General features: G+C 71.5%; 14 protein-coding genes. 9 read left to right on the top strand and 5 right to left on the bottom strand.

Annotated features, from left to right (window positions below):
• The first annotated feature begins 9 nt into the window (after positions 1-9).
• A complete protein-coding gene (locus ACFQ9Z_RS05235) occupies positions 10-981 on the top strand; it encodes an aldose epimerase family protein (RefSeq protein ID WP_383010917.1) in 972 nt (323 codons plus the stop codon).
• A gap of 167 nt (positions 982-1,148) precedes the next feature.
• On the opposite strand, the gene ACFQ9Z_RS05230 is transcribed toward ACFQ9Z_RS05235, so the two are convergent.
• The 3 genes from ACFQ9Z_RS05230 to ACFQ9Z_RS05220 are packed head-to-tail and all read right to left on the bottom strand — an operon-like array spanning position 1,149 to position 2,780.
• Complete coding sequence (locus ACFQ9Z_RS05230) at positions 1,149-1,481, bottom strand: YrdB family protein (protein WP_383010914.1); 333 nt, start codon at positions 1,479-1,481, stop codon at positions 1,149-1,151.
• Between the two features lie 49 nt (positions 1,482-1,530).
• The gene (locus ACFQ9Z_RS05225; protein WP_383010911.1) at positions 1,531-2,322 is read right to left on the bottom strand and encodes an EI24 domain-containing protein; all 792 of its coding nucleotides are present in this window, start codon (positions 2,320-2,322) and stop codon (positions 1,531-1,533) included.
• A gap of 20 nt (positions 2,323-2,342) precedes the next feature.
• The gene (locus tag ACFQ9Z_RS05220; protein ID WP_383010908.1) at positions 2,343-2,780 is read right to left on the bottom strand and encodes a MarR family winged helix-turn-helix transcriptional regulator; all 438 of its coding nucleotides are present in this window, start codon (positions 2,778-2,780) and stop codon (positions 2,343-2,345) included.
• 89 nt (positions 2,781-2,869) lie between these two features.
• Between ACFQ9Z_RS05220 and ACFQ9Z_RS05215 the strand changes: the two genes are divergently transcribed.
• Positions 2,870-3,868 (top strand): NADP-dependent oxidoreductase, encoded by a 999-nt coding sequence (locus ACFQ9Z_RS05215; RefSeq protein ID WP_383010905.1) that lies wholly within the window; start codon positions 2,870-2,872, stop codon positions 3,866-3,868.
• 99 nt (positions 3,869-3,967) lie between these two features.
• A complete protein-coding gene (locus tag ACFQ9Z_RS05210) occupies positions 3,968-4,390 on the top strand; it encodes an organic hydroperoxide resistance protein (protein WP_383010902.1) in 423 nt (140 codons plus the stop codon).
• Positions 4,391-4,454: 64 nt separating this feature from the next.
• Here the strand turns inward: ACFQ9Z_RS05210 and ACFQ9Z_RS05205 are convergent, their stop codons facing one another.
• Positions 4,455-5,615, bottom strand: coding sequence for a serine hydrolase domain-containing protein (locus ACFQ9Z_RS05205; protein ID WP_383010899.1), 1,161 nt, complete (start codon positions 5,613-5,615; stop codon positions 4,455-4,457).
• A gap of 127 nt (positions 5,616-5,742) precedes the next feature.
• The gene (locus ACFQ9Z_RS05200) at positions 5,743-6,867 is read right to left on the bottom strand and encodes a hypothetical protein (RefSeq protein ID WP_383010896.1); all 1,125 of its coding nucleotides are present in this window, start codon (positions 6,865-6,867) and stop codon (positions 5,743-5,745) included.
• A 201-nt stretch (positions 6,868-7,068) separates the two neighbouring features.
• Between ACFQ9Z_RS05200 and ACFQ9Z_RS05195 the strand changes: the two genes are divergently transcribed.
• The 6 genes from ACFQ9Z_RS05195 to mmsB all read left to right on the top strand — a co-directional run bounded on the left by ACFQ9Z_RS05195 (position 7,069) and on the right by mmsB (position 14,296).
• The gene (locus tag ACFQ9Z_RS05195) at positions 7,069-8,226 is read left to right on the top strand and encodes a mandelate racemase/muconate lactonizing enzyme family protein (RefSeq protein WP_383010892.1); all 1,158 of its coding nucleotides are present in this window, start codon (positions 7,069-7,071) and stop codon (positions 8,224-8,226) included.
• The gene (locus tag ACFQ9Z_RS05190; protein ID WP_383010889.1) at positions 8,223-9,236 is read left to right on the top strand and encodes a zinc-binding dehydrogenase; all 1,014 of its coding nucleotides are present in this window, start codon (positions 8,223-8,225) and stop codon (positions 9,234-9,236) included. The genes ACFQ9Z_RS05195 and ACFQ9Z_RS05190 overlap by 4 nt, the downstream gene beginning before the upstream one ends.
• A gap of 113 nt (positions 9,237-9,349) precedes the next feature.
• Positions 9,350-10,318, top strand: coding sequence for a hypothetical protein (locus ACFQ9Z_RS05185; RefSeq protein ID WP_383010886.1), 969 nt, complete (start codon positions 9,350-9,352; stop codon positions 10,316-10,318).
• A 37-nt stretch (positions 10,319-10,355) separates the two neighbouring features.
• Complete coding sequence (gene chvE, locus ACFQ9Z_RS05180) at positions 10,356-11,465, top strand: multiple monosaccharide ABC transporter substrate-binding protein (protein WP_383010882.1); 1,110 nt, start codon at positions 10,356-10,358, stop codon at positions 11,463-11,465.
• A gap of 33 nt (positions 11,466-11,498) precedes the next feature.
• The gene (mmsA, locus tag ACFQ9Z_RS05175; RefSeq protein WP_383010879.1) at positions 11,499-13,058 is read left to right on the top strand and encodes a multiple monosaccharide ABC transporter ATP-binding protein; all 1,560 of its coding nucleotides are present in this window, start codon (positions 11,499-11,501) and stop codon (positions 13,056-13,058) included.
• Positions 13,055-14,296 (top strand): multiple monosaccharide ABC transporter permease, encoded by a 1,242-nt coding sequence (gene mmsB, locus ACFQ9Z_RS05170; protein WP_383010876.1) that lies wholly within the window; start codon positions 13,055-13,057, stop codon positions 14,294-14,296. The genes mmsA and mmsB overlap by 4 nt, the downstream gene beginning before the upstream one ends.
• Positions 14,297-14,342 lie beyond the last annotated feature (46 nt).

Raw genomic sequence — 14,342 nt, 5'->3', positions numbered from 1 at the left:
GTTTCCCACATGAGTGAACTTTTCTGCACACTTCCCGACGGCACGCCGGTGCACCGCTGGACGCTGGAGCGGGCCGGGGTGCGGGTGCGGGTGCTGTCGTACGGCGGGATCGTGCAGTCGGTGGAGGTTCCGGACCGGGACGGGCGCACGGCGGACGTGGTGCTGGGCTTCCCCGGGCTCGAGGGCTATCTGGAGCACCCGGAGCCCTATCTCGGCGCGCTGGTCGGGCGTTACGCCAACCGGATCGCGGGCGGCCGCTTCACCCTGGACGGCCGGTCGTACGCGCTGCCGGTGAACGACGGGCCCAACTGCCTGCACGGCGGCGGACGCGGGTTCGACAAGCGGGTGTGGGAGGCGGAGCCGGCCGGGGACGGCGTCCGGCTGCGCCGGGTGAGCGCCGACGGCGAGGAGGGCTTCCCGGGCCGGCTGGAGGTGTCCGCGACGTACACGCTGGACGCCTCCGGGGCGCTGCGGATCGCCTACGAGGCGGTGGCGGACGCGCCGACCGTCGTCAACCTCACCAATCACACGTACTGGAACCTGGGCGGCTCCGGTCCGACGGGGGGTCACGAACTGCGGCTCGCCGCCTCCCGGTTCACCCCGGTGGACGCGGATCTGATCCCCACGGGTGAACTCCGGGACGTGTCCGGCACCCGCTTCGACTTCCGTGCGGCCCGCGAGGTCGGTTCCGGCTACGACCACAACTTCGTGCTGGACAAGGGCCCGACGGGCGCCGCCGAGGAGGTGGCCGAGCTGCACGACCCGGGGTCCGGGCGGGTGCTCACGGTGGCCACGACCGAGCCGGGGCTCCAGTTCTACACCGCCGACCACCTGGCCGCGCCCTTCGCGCCCGGCGAGGGGGTCGCGCTGGAGACCCAGCACTTCCCCGACTCCCCCAACCACCCGGAGTTCCCGGGCACCGTGCTGCGGCCGGGCGAGGTGTTCAGGTCCGAGACGGTGTACGGCTTCTCGACGCGCTGAGCCGGGGCCGAGCCCCGGTCCGGAGGTCAGGTTTCCGGACCGGGGCTGCCCACGGGGGACTCGTCCCGGTCCCGACGTTAATCGCCCGGCCCCCTCCGGGGCGCGCGATGACCGCCCTAGGAGCGATCCCGTACGAACCCTTCACAAACGGCCAGGCCTCCGCCGCGTCACGCCTGCCGGGTCTGGGTCAGGCACTTGCTCGCCACGCACACCAGGGCGAGGACGGCCGCCCAGGCGTGGGCCCCGGCGGCGTACAGCGCGGCGGCCCCCGCGCCGAACCAGAGCAGTTCGAAGACGAGGCGGGCCGTGCCGTGGAGCTTGAACCTCGCCCTCGGCGACGCGAAGAGCCCCCAGAGCTCGGCCAGCAGCCCCGCCCCGCCGATGCCGAAGAGGAGGCCGACCGTGCCGCCACGGGTGATCCCCCAGTACAGAACGGCGCCGAGGACCGCCAGTTCCAGGAGGAAGAGCACGACGAGGTTCACGGCTTTCGCTGTCTTCACGCCCGGCAGTGTCGTCCGGCCGGGCGCGGCGCGACAGGGCGGGCGGGCCTCAGGGTGCGACGGTCTCGTTCGCGTCGTCGGAGGTCCGGCCGGTGGACTCCTCGCCCAGGAGGTCGCGGGCGAGGAGGGTGGCGCCGGCCACCGCGCCGGGCATCAGGAACACCGCGACGAACGGCAGCAGGAAGGCCAGGCCGAGCGGGGTGCCGAAGCCCCAGGCCAGTGTCCTGCGGGAGCGGAGCAGGGCCAGGCGGGCGCGCAACTCGACGCCGCGGCGCTGCAGGGCGATGGAGGTCAGTTCCTCGGTGAGGAAGAACCCGGTGACGAAGAAGCCGATCACCGGGACGACCGTCTGGCCGACCAGGGGCAGGAAGCCGGCGGCGAAGAGCAGCACGCCCCACACCAGGGCCCGGACCAGGATGCGCAGGCTGTCCCGGGCCGATATCCACAGCTCGCGCCAGAGCGGCAGGCCCGACTCGGGTGCCGTGCCGTCGGGCGAGACGTCCTCGTCGACCTTCTGCGAGAGGCTGTCGTAGAAGGGCTGGCCGACCAGCAGGGTGAGGGCCGTGAAGGTGAGCACGGCCAGCAGCAGGCCGAGGGCGAACAGCACGACCGTCAGGAAGCCGCGGAACAGGCCCTGCCAGGGGCTCCCCCAGCCGTCGGCGAACGGGGTGGCCCAGGTGACCGCGTCCTCGCCCCAGACGGCGAGCACGACCAGCGCGGCGGCCCACAGGGCCAGTGTGATCAGGCCGGGCAGCAGGCCGAAGCCGAACTGGTGGCCGTGCCGGGCCACCCAGCGCTGGCCCTTCACGAGATAACCGAAACCCACCCCGAGATCGCGCATGGCGAAGACTTTACTTGTACTCAGGCGTCCAGCATCCGCCGCAGCAGGTCCCGCAGGGACCGCCGTTCCTGATCGGAGAGCCCGGCCAGGGGCTCGCGCGCGAATCGCAGGCCCTCGCGCAGGTCCCGGGCGACCCGGCGGCCCTCGTCGGTGGCGGCGGCCAGCTTCACCCGGCGGTCCGCCGGGTCGGGACGGCGCTCCGCCAGGCCCCGGGACTCCAGGCGGTCCACTATCCCGGTCACGTTGGACGGTTCGCACTTGAGCTTGTGCGCGAGCTTGCGCATCGGCAGCGGCTCCAGCGACAGCAGGCTGAGCAGGCGCGCCTGCGGGCCGGTCAGCGAGTGCCCGGCCGCCGCCTCCTCGTAGTCCGCGTAGAAGCGGGCCACGACGTCCCCGATCAGTTCGACGACCTCCATGGTCAGCTCGTCGGGGCGGGGGGGTCTCGGTGGTGTGGCCATGCCGACCAGGATACCGGGTTACTTGACAGCATGAAATATTAAGGCTCATTGTTGTTTCAGGTACTGAAGTAAATGGAAGGCGACCCCCCATGATCAACCGCGAGTGGCACCTGCTCAGCCGTCCGGTCGGCTGGCCGAAGTCCGAGGACTTCGCCCTGGTGGAGACGCCCGTTCCGACCCCCGGCGAGGGCCAGGTGCTGGTGCGCAACGAGTACCTCTCCGTGGACCCCTACATGCGCGGCAGGATGTCGGCGGCCAAGTCGTACGTCGCCCCGTTCGAGCTGGGCAAGGCCATGCAGGGCGGCGCGGTCGGCGAGGTCGTCGCCTCCGACGCGGAGGGGATCGCCGTCGGCGACCACGTGCTGCACTTCTCCGGCTGGCGCGAGTACGCGGCCGTGGACGCCCGGAACGCCGTCAAGGTCGACCCCGAGGCCGCTCCGCTGTCGACGTACCTCGGGGTGCTCGGCATGACGGGCCTGACGGCGTACGCGGGCCTGCTGCGCACCGCCTCCTTCAAGGAGGGCGACAGCGTCTTCGTGTCCGGCGCCGCCGGCGCGGTCGGCGGCCAGGTGGGGCAGATCGCGAAGCTGAAGGGCGCCTCGCGGGTCATCGGCTCGGCCGGCTCCGACGAGAAGGTCCGGCTGCTGACGGAGGAGTACGGCTTCGACGCCGCCTTCAACTACAAGAACGGCCCGGTGAGCGAGCAGCTCCGGACCGCCGCTCCCGACGGTGTCGACGTGTACTTCGACAACGTCGGCGGCGACCACCTGGAGGCCGCCATCGGGTCGCTGAACCAGGGCGGCCGGATCGCCGTCTGCGGCATGATCTCCGTCTACAACAACACCGAGCCGGCCCCCGGCCCGCGCAACCTGGCCCGCCTCATCCAGACCCGCGGCCGCATCGAGGGCTTCCTGGTCAGCGACCACTACGACCTGCAGCCGCAGTTCGTCCAGGAGGTCGGCCCCTGGGTCGCCTCGGGCGCGCTGAAGTACCGCGAGACCGTGGTCGAGGGCATCGAGAACAACCTGGAGGCCTTCCTCGGAGTGCTGCGCGGCGACAACACCGGGAAGATGATCGTCAAGCTCTGACCCCTGGCCGCGGCTTTCCGGTATGCGGTAACTTCATTCCGAAATCTGCCGTCGATCGTGGGCGCGAGTCACGGCGGACCGAGGAGGAGGACCAACCGCATGCCCATTCAGCAGTCCGACGTCCTGTACACGGCCGTCGCCACCGCCGAGAACGGCCGCGACGGCCGTGTCGCCACCGACGACGGAAAGCTCGACGTCGTCGTGAACCCGCCCAAGGAGATGGGCGGCAGCGGCGCCGGCACCAACCCCGAGCAGCTGTTCGCCGCCGGGTACAGCGCCTGCTTCCAGGGCGCGCTCGGCGTGGTCGCCCGGCAGGAGGGCGCCGACGTCTCCGGTTCGACCGTCACCGCGAAGGTCGGGATCGGCCGCAACGAGGACGGCTTCGGGATCATCGTGGAGATCTCCGCGGACATCCCCGGCGTCGACGCGGCGACCGCGCGGGCGCTGCTGGAGAAGGCGCACCAGGTGTGCCCCTACTCGAAGGCGACGCGCGGCAACGTCACCGTGACGCTGGCCGGGTGACGGTCGTTGCCACGACGGCGGCCGCATCCTTGGACGTGGGATGCGGCCGCCGCCGTATTCCGGGTCATCCGGCGGTCAGCGCCGCCCGGTGGACCGCGGCCGCCAGCCGGTCGTTCTCCGCGGCCGAGCCCCCCGGGAAGGCGAACCGGCGCCTGGTGTAGCCGTAGGCGAGGCCGCTGCGGGGGTCGGCGAAGGCCTGGGAGCCGGCGGCGCCGCTGTGACCGATCGCGCCGGCGCCGAGGAAGGGGTGCCAGGTGTCATCCGTCGCCTGGAAGCCCAGGCCGTAGGACTTGTGGGACCGGGCCACCAGGTCGTACCCGACCGAGTGCGGCTGCCCGAACTCCGCGACCGTGTCCTGCTTCAGCAGCGGGGCCTTGCCCTCGGTCCCGCTGATCGCCGCCGCGTACATCCCGGCCAGGCCGCGCGCCGAGGCCACGCCGCCCACCGACGCCGGGCCCCGGGCGCGGACCGCGCGCTGGTTCGGCAGCGACTCCAGATCGGTCGGCTCGGCCGCGTGCCGGTTGAAGGCGATCGAGGCGAGGGTGTGCGGGCCGCTGGGCAGCGCGTCGAGCAGCGCCCGCTGCTCGGGGGTGGGCAGCATCGGCTGGGTGGCGCGGAAGCGGCCCTCGCGGGAGGCCGGCAGGCCCAGGTGGAAGTCCAGGCCGTGGGGGGCGCGGACGCGGTCCTCGTACACCTCCTGGAGCGTGCGGCCCGTGGCGCGGCGGACGACCTCGCCGGTGAGCGCGCCGATCACCAGCGCGTGGTAGCCGAAGGCCGTGCCCGGCCGCCAGAACGGCCGCTGGTCGGCGAGGCGTTCGGCGAGCGCACGGTCGTCGGCCACCTCGGCCGGGCTGAACCCGGTGTCGCTGCCGATCAGCCCGGCGCGGTGGGCGAGCAGCTCGCGCAGGGTCAGCGCCCCCTTGCCCTCGGCCGCGAATTCCGGCCAGTAGTAGGTGACCCTGCGGTCAAGCTCCAGCGTGCCGTCCTGCACCAGGAGGGCCACGACGAGATGCGCGGCGCCCTTGGTGGACGAGAACACGCCGTACAGCGAGTCGCCGTCGGCGCCCTCGCCCGCCCACAGGTCGACGACCCGCCGGCCGTGCACATGGGCGCACAACTGGCCCTCGTAGTCGTCCCGTTCCTCCGCCACGAAGGCGGCGAACTCCTCGCGCACCGTCTCGTAGCCCTCGGCGACCGTGCCGTGCACGGTGGTTCCCTGCGTCATCCGCTCTCCTCGGCCGAGCCGCTCGCGCGTCGCTCCCTCTTGTGCACATCACCCGCTCCGGCGGCGGGCGTTCCCGTGACCGGTACGGCGAGGTGCACCCGTTCGACTCAACCGTGCCGAGGGCGGGTCAGGTGCACCACCACAGGAACCGGTCGCACTTCTTCGTCGGGGTGGGGGTCGGCTCGGGGTCCGCGGTCGTCGGGTCGGCCGTGGGGGTGGCGGCGGGCGGGGACGACTGCCCGCCCGGCGGGGCCGCGGTCGCCGTGTCCGCGCCCGGGCCGGCGGACTGGTCCGCCGTGTCGCCGGCGGCGGGGGATCCGGAGGGCTCGTCCTTCGGGGACTCGGACGCGGACGCGGAGGCGGACGCCGAGGCCGACGGGTCCGTGGACGGGGAGGCGCTGGACGACGCCGTGCGGGCCGAGGCGCCGTCCGCGGGAGCCGACGTCGGGTCCGGGGACGCGGAGGCGCCGCCGTCGTCGGGGGCGGTGTCCCCGGCCGACGTCGAGGAGTCGCCGGCGAAGGGTGTGAAGGGGGCGTCCGTGCCGAGTTCGGCGAGGCTCAGCCCGCCGGCGGCCAGCACGAACCCCGCGGCGATCAGCACCGTACGCCGCCTGCGGCGCCGGTGCGCGGCGGCCTTGCGGTCCCGGCGGCCGGTGTCGGCGGCGGGTCCGGCGTCCTCGCCGTCCACGGCCGCCCCGCGGCCCCGCCCCCGCGACCGGCGCCGGGCGGCCCGGCCCACGGGCTCGCCGGGCCCGTCGTGGTCCGCACGGCCGTCGTGCTCACGGCCGTCGTGGTCTTCGCGGGGGTCGCGCGCGTCCGTGTCACGCGGCTCGTCGCCGCCGCCGTCGGCAGGGCCTTCGTGGCCGGCCCGGCTCCCGTGGACGGCGCCCTGACCGCCGGTGCCCGGTTGCCCGTCGAGGCCCGGATTGTGCTCGGCCCCGCCCTCGTACGTGTACGCGTCCGGGACCGCCGTCGCACCCGGCTGCTGCGGTACGCGCGCGGCCCGCGGCCCGCCCGGGCCGGCGGGGCCACCGGGGTGCCGGTGCGCATGGGGCGCGGTGTACCCGCCGTGCGCGTGACCCGCCGGGGTTCCGCCGTGGGCCTCCTGGCCGTGCGGACCCGCCACCGTGTGGGCGTACCCGGGCGCGGCGGACCCGTCCGCGTGCGGAGCGTGGGGCCGGGCCGGTGCGCCACACCCGGGGCAGACCAGGGCGCCGTTGAGGTGCCGTTGGCACGGGTGGCAGAAGTCCATGACGCCGGAAGACTAGATTCCCCGCCGGTCACGTAACCAGGCACCTTCGTGAAGGTTTCGTGCGGGACCGAAAAAAGCGCCGGAAGTCATGTCGAAACTGTTACCTGTTCGACCCATTGACACCCCCGCCGCACCCTCCTTACTGTCACGCCAGCATTTCGAACGAGTGACGAAATCTCGAACATCTGAGGGGCAACTGCCGTGCGCATCACCGGAATCAGCACGCACGTGGTCGGGACGCCGTGGCGCAACCTGACCTACGTACAGGTGCACACCGACGAAGGGATCACGGGAGTCGGCGAGACCCGGATGCTCGGCCACACCGACGCGCTGATCGGCTATCTGCGCGAGGCGGAGGCCAATCACATTCTCGGATCGGACCCGTTCGCCGTCGAGGACCTCGTGCGCCGGATGAAGTACGGCGACTACGGGCGGGCCGGCGAGATCGTCATGTCCGGTATCGCGGTCGTCGAGATGGCCTGCTGGGACATCAAGGGCAAGGCGCTCGGCGTGCCGGTGTGGCAGCTCCTGGGCGGCAAGGTCACCGACCGGGTCAAGGCGTACGCCAACGGCTGGTACACGACCGAGCGGACGCCGGAGGCGTACCACAAGGCCGCGCAGGGGGTCGTGGAGCGCGGCTACCGGGCGCTGAAGATCGACCCGTTCGGCACCGGGCACTTCGAGCTGGACCACGAGCAGACCCTGTACGCGGTCTCCCTCATCGAGGCGGTGCGGGACGCCATCGGGCCGGACGCCGAGCTGATGCTGGAGATGCACGGCCGCTTCTCCCCCGCCACCGCCGTCCGGCTGGCGAAGGAGATGGCGCCCTTCAAGCCGGCCTGGCTGGAGGAGCCGTGCCCGCCGGAGAACCTCAAGGCGCTGGAGAAGGTGGCCGCGAAGGTGGACATCCCGGTCGCCACCGGTGAGCGCATCCACGACCGGATCGAGTTCCGCGAGCTCTTCGACAGCCAGTCCGTCGACATCATCCAGCCGGACGTCGGCCACATCGGCGGCATCTGGGAGACCCGGAAGCTGGCCGCCACCGCCGAGACCCACTACATGCTCGTCGCCCCGCACAACGTGGGCGGGTCCGTACTGACCGCCGCCTCGCTCCAGGTCGGCTTCACCTCCCCGAACTTCAAGATCCTGGAGCACTTCAACGACTTCGCCGACGCCGAGATCAAGAAGGTGGTCAGGGGCGCCCCGGAGGTCGTGGACGGCTACTTCCACCTCTCCGACCGGCCCGGCCTCGGCGTCGAGCTGGACACCGACGCGGCCGCCGAGTTCCCGCAGCAGCAGGCCCGGTTCGACCTGTGGGCCGAGGGCTGGGAGCAGCGCAAGCCCAAGGGCACCAAGTGACCTCGCCGGGCTCGCAGGTCGTCGTCGAGGCGCCGGGAGCGCACCGGGTCGAGGAGCACACGCCCCGGCCGCCCGGTCCCGGCGAGGCACTGGTCGCGGTGCACGCGGTGGGCATCTGCGGCAGCGACCGCGAGGTGTACCAGGGCAACCGGCCCTCGGGGTACGTCCGTTACCCGCTCACGCCCGGCCACGAGTGGTCCGGCACGGTGCGGGCGGTGGGCGCCGGGGTGCCGGCGGGTCTGGCCGGCCGCAAGGTCGTCGGCGAGGGCTTCCGCAACTGCCAGGTGTGCGACCGCTGTCACGCGGGCGAGACCACGCTGTGCACGGCCGGGTACGAGGAGACCGGCTTCACCCGGCCGGGCGCGATGGCGTCGACCCTGACCCTGCCGGCCCGGCTGCTGCACCCGCTGCCGGACGACGCCGACCTCACCGCCGCCGCCCTGCTGGAGCCGGCCGCCTGCGTCGCGGCCGCCGCGCTGAAGGCCCGCGCCCTGCCGGGCGAGCGGGTGGCGGTGGTCGGCACGGGCACGCTCGGGATGTTCGCGGTGCAGTTCCTGAAGGCGGTCTCGCCCGCGGAGCTGCTGGTCGTGGGCACCGGATACGCCCGGGAGGCGCTGTCCCGGCGGTTCGGGGCGAGCGACTTCCGGCTCCGGGACGAGGACCTGCCCGGCGACTTCGACGTCGTGATCGAGACCGCCGGGTCCGCGTCCGCCGCGCGCACCGCGGCCGCGCTGCTCAGGCGCGGCGGACGGCTGGTCCTGACGGGCATCCCGGCGCCGGGCGCTGACGGGCTCGACCCGACCGATCTGGTCGTGCGGCAGCTCGAGGTGCACACCGTCTTCGGGGCGCCGCCGGACGCCTGGGCGCACGCCGTACGGGTCTTCGGCGCCGGGCTGCTCGACCCGCTGCCGCTGGTCACCCACGAGCTGCCGCTGACCGACTTCCCGCACGCCATCGAGCTGGTGGGAGCCGGTGATCCCAAGGTGGGCAAGGTGCTGCTCCGGCCCTGACCGTGCGCCGGCCGGGACATGACCCGACCACGCCCCGGCCGGCGTGCCGCGGGGCCTTCTCCGTACCCAGAGCCGCGAACCTCGTCCGAAATACCGAACAAGAAGGACAGCAAGTGACCGACGCTTCCGCTCCGGCAGTCCGCAGGCCCGGCGAGCAGGTGCTCGCCGCACTCGGCCTGGACGCGCCCGCCCTCGACCCCGCCGACGCCTCCGCCCACGGCTTCCCGGGCGGCGGCCGCTGGCGCACCGAGATTCCCTCGTGCGAGGGTCCCGAAGCGCTGGCGGTCGTGCTGAAGGAGGCCTCGCGCCTCGACGTGCCGATCCACCGGATCAGCCAGGGCAGCGGCGTGTGGATGCTCACCGACGCCGAGATCACCGAGATGGTCGAGGCGACCGCCGAACGGGACATCGAACTCTGCCTGTTCACCGGCCCGCGCGGCACCTGGGACATCGGCGGCTCGGTGCGCTCCGACTCACGGGGGGCCGGACTGCGCGCCCGGGGCCACGACGCGGTGGCCGGCTGCGTGGAGGACGCCGTCCGCGCCACCGGACTGGGCGTCAAGTGCCTGCTGGTCGCCGACGAGGGCGTGCTGTGGACGCTGCACCGGGCGCGTACGGCCGGGATCATCCCGGCCGACACCACCCTGAAGGTCTCCGCGCTGATCGGCCCGGTCAACCCGGCCTCGTACGCGGTGTACGAGCGGCTCGGGGCCGACTCGGTCAACGTGCCCAGCGATCTGACGCTGGACCACCTCACCGAGATCCGCCGGGTGTCCGGCGCCCCCATGGACATGTACATCGAGGCCCCCGACGACCTCGGCGGCTACGTGCGGATGTACGAGGTCGCCGAGCTGATCCGGCGCGGCGCACCGCTCTACCTGAAGTTCGGCCTGTCCAAGGCTCCCGGCATCTACCCGTGGGGCGCCCATCTGCGGGACGTGACCCTGGACACCGCCCGGGAGCGGGTGCGGCGCGGCCGGCTCGCCCTGGACCTGCTCGCCCGGCACGGCGCGGACGGCGACATGGCGCCGCTCGGCTCCCGGCTGCCCGGAACGCTGCACCGCTTCCCGACCACCGTGTGACCCCTCTCAACGCCGAGAAGAAAAAGGACGGATCACCATGCTCAACCGCAGAGCCGCATTCGCCGCGATGGCCACGGCCGCCTCGCTCGCCCTCACCCTGACCGCCTGCGGCCAGAACAGCGAGGGCGGCAGCGACGCCAAGGGCGGCGACGCCAAGGGCGGCACGATCGGCATCGCGATGCCGACCAAGTCCTCCGAGCGCTGGATCGCCGACGGCAAGAACGTCGAGAAGAACCTCCAGGCCAAGGGCTACAAGACCAAGCTGGTCTACGGCGAGGACGACCCGGACACCCAGGTCTCGCAGATCGAGAACCTGATCACGCAGGGCGTGAAGGGCCTGATCGTCGCGGCGATCGACAACAAGTCGCTGAACAACGTGCTCCAGGAGGCCGCGGACGCCGACATCCCGGTCATCGCCTACGACCGCCTGATCCTCGGCACCAAGAACGTCGACTACTACGCCTCGTTCGACAACGAGAAGGTCGGCAAGCTGCAGGGGCAGTACATCGTGGACCAGCTCGGGCTGGGCAAGGGCAAGAAGGGCCCGTTCAACATCGAGCTGTTCGCCGGCTCCAACGACGACAACAACACCAAGTACTTCTTCGGCGGCGCGATGAGCGTGCTCCAGCCGTACATCGACAAGAAGCAGCTCGTCGTCAGGTCCGGGCAGACCGCGCTCAACAAGGTCACCACCCTGCGCTGGGACGGCACGACCGCGCAGAAGCGCATGGAGGACATCCTCACCTCGTCCTACAAGAGCGGACGGGTCGACGCGGTCCTCTCGCCCTACGACGGCATCTCCATCGGCATCCTGTCCGCGCTGAAGTCGGACGGCTACGGCTCCGGCAGCAAGGCGCTGCCCGTCATCACCGGCCAGGACGCCGAGCTGGCCTCGGTGAAGTCGATCATCTCCGGCCAGCAGACGCAGACCGTCTACAAGGACACCCGGCAGCTCGCCAAGGTCGCGGCAACCATGGTCGACGACGTGCTGAAGGGCAAGAAGCCGCAGGTCAACGACACCAAGACCTACGACAACGGCAGCAAGGTCGTGCCCGCCTACCTGCTCCAGCCGGTCAGCGTCGACAAGTCCAACTACAAGCAGGTCCTGGTCGACGGCGGCTACTACACCGAGTCCGAGCTGAAGTAACCCGCCCCTACCCACGGATTGGAAGGCACGACCATGGCGGGACCCGTCCTGGAAATGCGCTCGATCGTCAAGACCTTTCCCGGTGTCAAGGCGCTGTCGGACGTCACCCTGACCGTCCGGCAGGGCGAGGTCCACGCCATCTGCGGGGAGAACGGCGCCGGCAAGTCGACCCTGATGAAGGTCCTCTCCGGCGTGCACCCGTACGGCAGTTACGAGGGAGACGTCCTCTTCGAGTCGGAGATCTGCCAGTTCAAGGACATCCGGGCCAGCGAGCAGCACGGCATCGTCATCATCCACCAGGAGCTGGCGCTGGTGCCGTACCTCTCCATCGCGGAGAACCTCTTCCTCGGCAACGAGCACGCCCGGCGCGGGCTCATCGACTGGAACGAGACCCTGCGGCACGCCACCGAGCTGCTGCGCCGGGTGGGTCTGGACGAGCACCCGGAGACCCGCGTCGCCGACATCGGCGTCGGCAAGCAGCAGCTCGTGGAGATCGCCAAGGCGCTGTCGAAGCAGGTGAAGCTGCTCATCCTGGACGAGCCGACGGCCGCGCTCAACGACGAGGACAGCGGCAAGCTCCTCGGACTGATCCTGGAGCTGAAGAAGCAGGGCATCACCTCGATCATCATCTCCCACAAGCTCAACGAGATCCGCCGGGTCGCCGACTCGGTGACGATCATCCGGGACGGCCGGTCCATCGAGACGCTCGACGTGAAGGCGCCGCAGACCACCGAGGAGCGGATCATCGCGGGCATGGTCGGCCGCGACCTCGACCACCGCTTCCCGGAGCGCACCCCGCACCGTCCGGAGGAGGGCGCCGCGCCGGCGCTGGAGATCCGCGGCTGGACCGTGCGCCACCCGATCGACCAGCAGCGCAAGGTCGTTGACGACGTCTCGCTCCAGGTGCGCCGCGGGGAGATCGTGGGCATCGCGGGCCTGATGGGCGCGGGCCGCACCGAACTGGCGATGAGCGTCTTCGGGCGCACCTACGGCCGGTACGTGGGCGGCACGGTCCTGAAGGACGGCGAGGAGATCCGCACCAAGACCGTCGCCGAGGCGGTCCGGCACGGGATCGCGTACGTCACCGAGGACCGCAAGCACTTCGGCCTCAACCTGATCGACACCATCAACCGCAACATCTCGCTGACCGCGCTGAGCAAGGTGGCCCGGCGGGGCATCGTCGACGAGCACGAGGAGCGGCAGGTCTCCGAGGGCTTCCGCAAGACCATGAACATCAAGGCGCCGACCGTGTTCGAGCCGGTGGGCAAGCTGTCGGGCGGCAACCAGCAGAAGGTCGTCCTCAGCAAGTGGATCTTCTCCGGACCCGACGTGCTGATCCTCGACGAACCGACCCGCGGCATCGACGTGGGCGCCAAGTACGAGATCTACACGGTGATCGACCAGCTCGCCGCCCAGGGCAAGGCGGTGGTCTTCATCTCCTCCGAGCTGCCCGAACTGCTCGGCATGTGCGACCGCATCTACACCATGGCCGCCGGGCGGCTGACCGGTGAGGTGCCGCGGGCCGAGGCCACCCAGGAAGTACTGATGCGCCATATGACGAAGGACACGCAGGACCAAGAGGTGACGCGATGAGCACGGATGTGACCGCCAAGAGCCCGGCCCCCGCGCCACCGGGCAGGAGCGGACCGGGCGCCGGGGGGCTGCTCCAGGTGATGCTGGACGGCCTGCGCCGCAACATGCGCCAGTACGGCATGCTGATCGCGCTCGGCCTGATCGTGGTCCTCTTCGCCGTCTGGACGGACGGGGACCTGCTGCTGCCGCGCAACGTCTCCAACCTGGTGCTGCAGAACAGCTACATCCTGATCCTCGCGATCGGCATGATGCTGGTCATCATCGCCGGGCACATCGACCTGTCGGTCGGCTCGCTGACCGCGTTCGTCGGCGCCTTCGCCGCGGTGCTGACCGTCCAGCACGGCGTGTCCTGGCCGATCGCGCTGGTGCTGTGCCTGCTGGTGGGCGCGGCGGCCGGCTCGGTGCAGGGCTTCCTCATCGCCTATCTGGGCATACCGTCCTTCATCGTCACGCTCGCCGGGATGCTGCTCTTCCGCGGTCTGACGGAGATCCTGCTGAAGGGCCAGACCCTCGGCCCGTTCCCCGACGGGCTGCAGAAGCTCGGCAACGGCTTCCTGCCCGAGACCGGCCCGGACACCAACTACCACAACCTCACCCTGCTGCTCGGTCTGGTGCTGATCGCGGCCGTGGTGTGGCAGGAGGTCCGGGACCGTCGCCGCCAGCAGGAGTTCGCGCTGGAGGTGCTGCCCACCCGGCTGTTCCTGCTCAAGCTGACCGCCCTGGTCGCCGCGATCCTCGTGCTCACCCTGCTGCTCGCCAGCTACAAGGGCGCCCCGATCGTGCTGATCATCCTCGGCGCGCTGGTCGTCGGCTACGGCTACGTCATGCGCAACGCGGTCTTCGGCCGCCACATCTACGCCATCGGCGGCAACCTGCCGGCGGCCAAGCTGTCCGGCGTGAAGGACAAGAAGGTCACCTTCTACGTCTTCCTGAACATGGGCGTGCTCGCGGCCCTGGCGGGTCTGGTGGTCGCCGCCCGGCTGAACGCGGCCTCGCCGAAGGCGGGCGTCAACTTCGAACTCGAGGCGATCGCCTCGTCGTTCATCGGCGGCGCGTCCATGAGCGGCGGTGTCGGCACCGTCCTCGGCGCCATCATCGGCGGTCTGGTCCTCGGCGTGCTGAACAACGGCATGAACCTCCTGAGCGTCGGCACCGACTGGCAGCAGGTGATCAAGGGCCTGGCCCTGCTGGTGGCGGTCGGGTTCGACGTGTGGAACAAGCGCAAATCCGGTTCGTAAGTCAGCTCGGGCCCCGCCGGACCGCCGGCGGGGCCCCTCCTATGCC

Origin of the sequence: Streptomyces sp. NPDC056580, from assembly GCF_042793175.1 — a bacterium.
In the GTDB taxonomy this organism is placed as follows: Bacteria; Actinomycetota; Actinomycetes; order Streptomycetales; family Streptomycetaceae; genus Streptomyces.
Note: the sequence above shows the minus strand (reverse complement) of the source record. Positions and strands in the feature narration are given on the sequence as shown.

What these genes read in the sequence shown, in the direction of transcription:
- ACFQ9Z_RS05235 (WP_383010917.1), top strand. Translation starts at nt 10, where the DNA reads ATGAGTGAACTTTTCTGCACACTTCCCGACGGCACGCCGGTGCACCGC.
- ACFQ9Z_RS05225 (WP_383010911.1), bottom strand. Translation starts at nt 2,322, where the DNA reads ATGCGCGATCTCGGGGTGGGTTTCGGTTATCTCGTGAAGGGCCAGCGC.
- ACFQ9Z_RS05220 (WP_383010908.1), bottom strand. Translation starts at nt 2,780, where the DNA reads ATGGCCACACCACCGAGACCCCCCCGCCCCGACGAGCTGACCATGGAG.
- ACFQ9Z_RS05215 (WP_383010905.1), top strand. Translation starts at nt 2,870, where the DNA reads ATGATCAACCGCGAGTGGCACCTGCTCAGCCGTCCGGTCGGCTGGCCG.
- ACFQ9Z_RS05210 (WP_383010902.1), top strand. Translation starts at nt 3,968, where the DNA reads ATGCCCATTCAGCAGTCCGACGTCCTGTACACGGCCGTCGCCACCGCC.
- ACFQ9Z_RS05205 (WP_383010899.1), bottom strand. Translation starts at nt 5,615, where the DNA reads ATGACGCAGGGAACCACCGTGCACGGCACGGTCGCCGAGGGCTACGAG.
- ACFQ9Z_RS05200 (WP_383010896.1), bottom strand. Translation starts at nt 6,867, where the DNA reads ATGGACTTCTGCCACCCGTGCCAACGGCACCTCAACGGCGCCCTGGTC.
- chvE (WP_383010882.1), top strand. Translation starts at nt 10,356, where the DNA reads ATGCTCAACCGCAGAGCCGCATTCGCCGCGATGGCCACGGCCGCCTCG.
- mmsA (WP_383010879.1), top strand. Translation starts at nt 11,499, where the DNA reads ATGGCGGGACCCGTCCTGGAAATGCGCTCGATCGTCAAGACCTTTCCC.
- mmsB (WP_383010876.1), top strand. Translation starts at nt 13,055, where the DNA reads ATGAGCACGGATGTGACCGCCAAGAGCCCGGCCCCCGCGCCACCGGGC.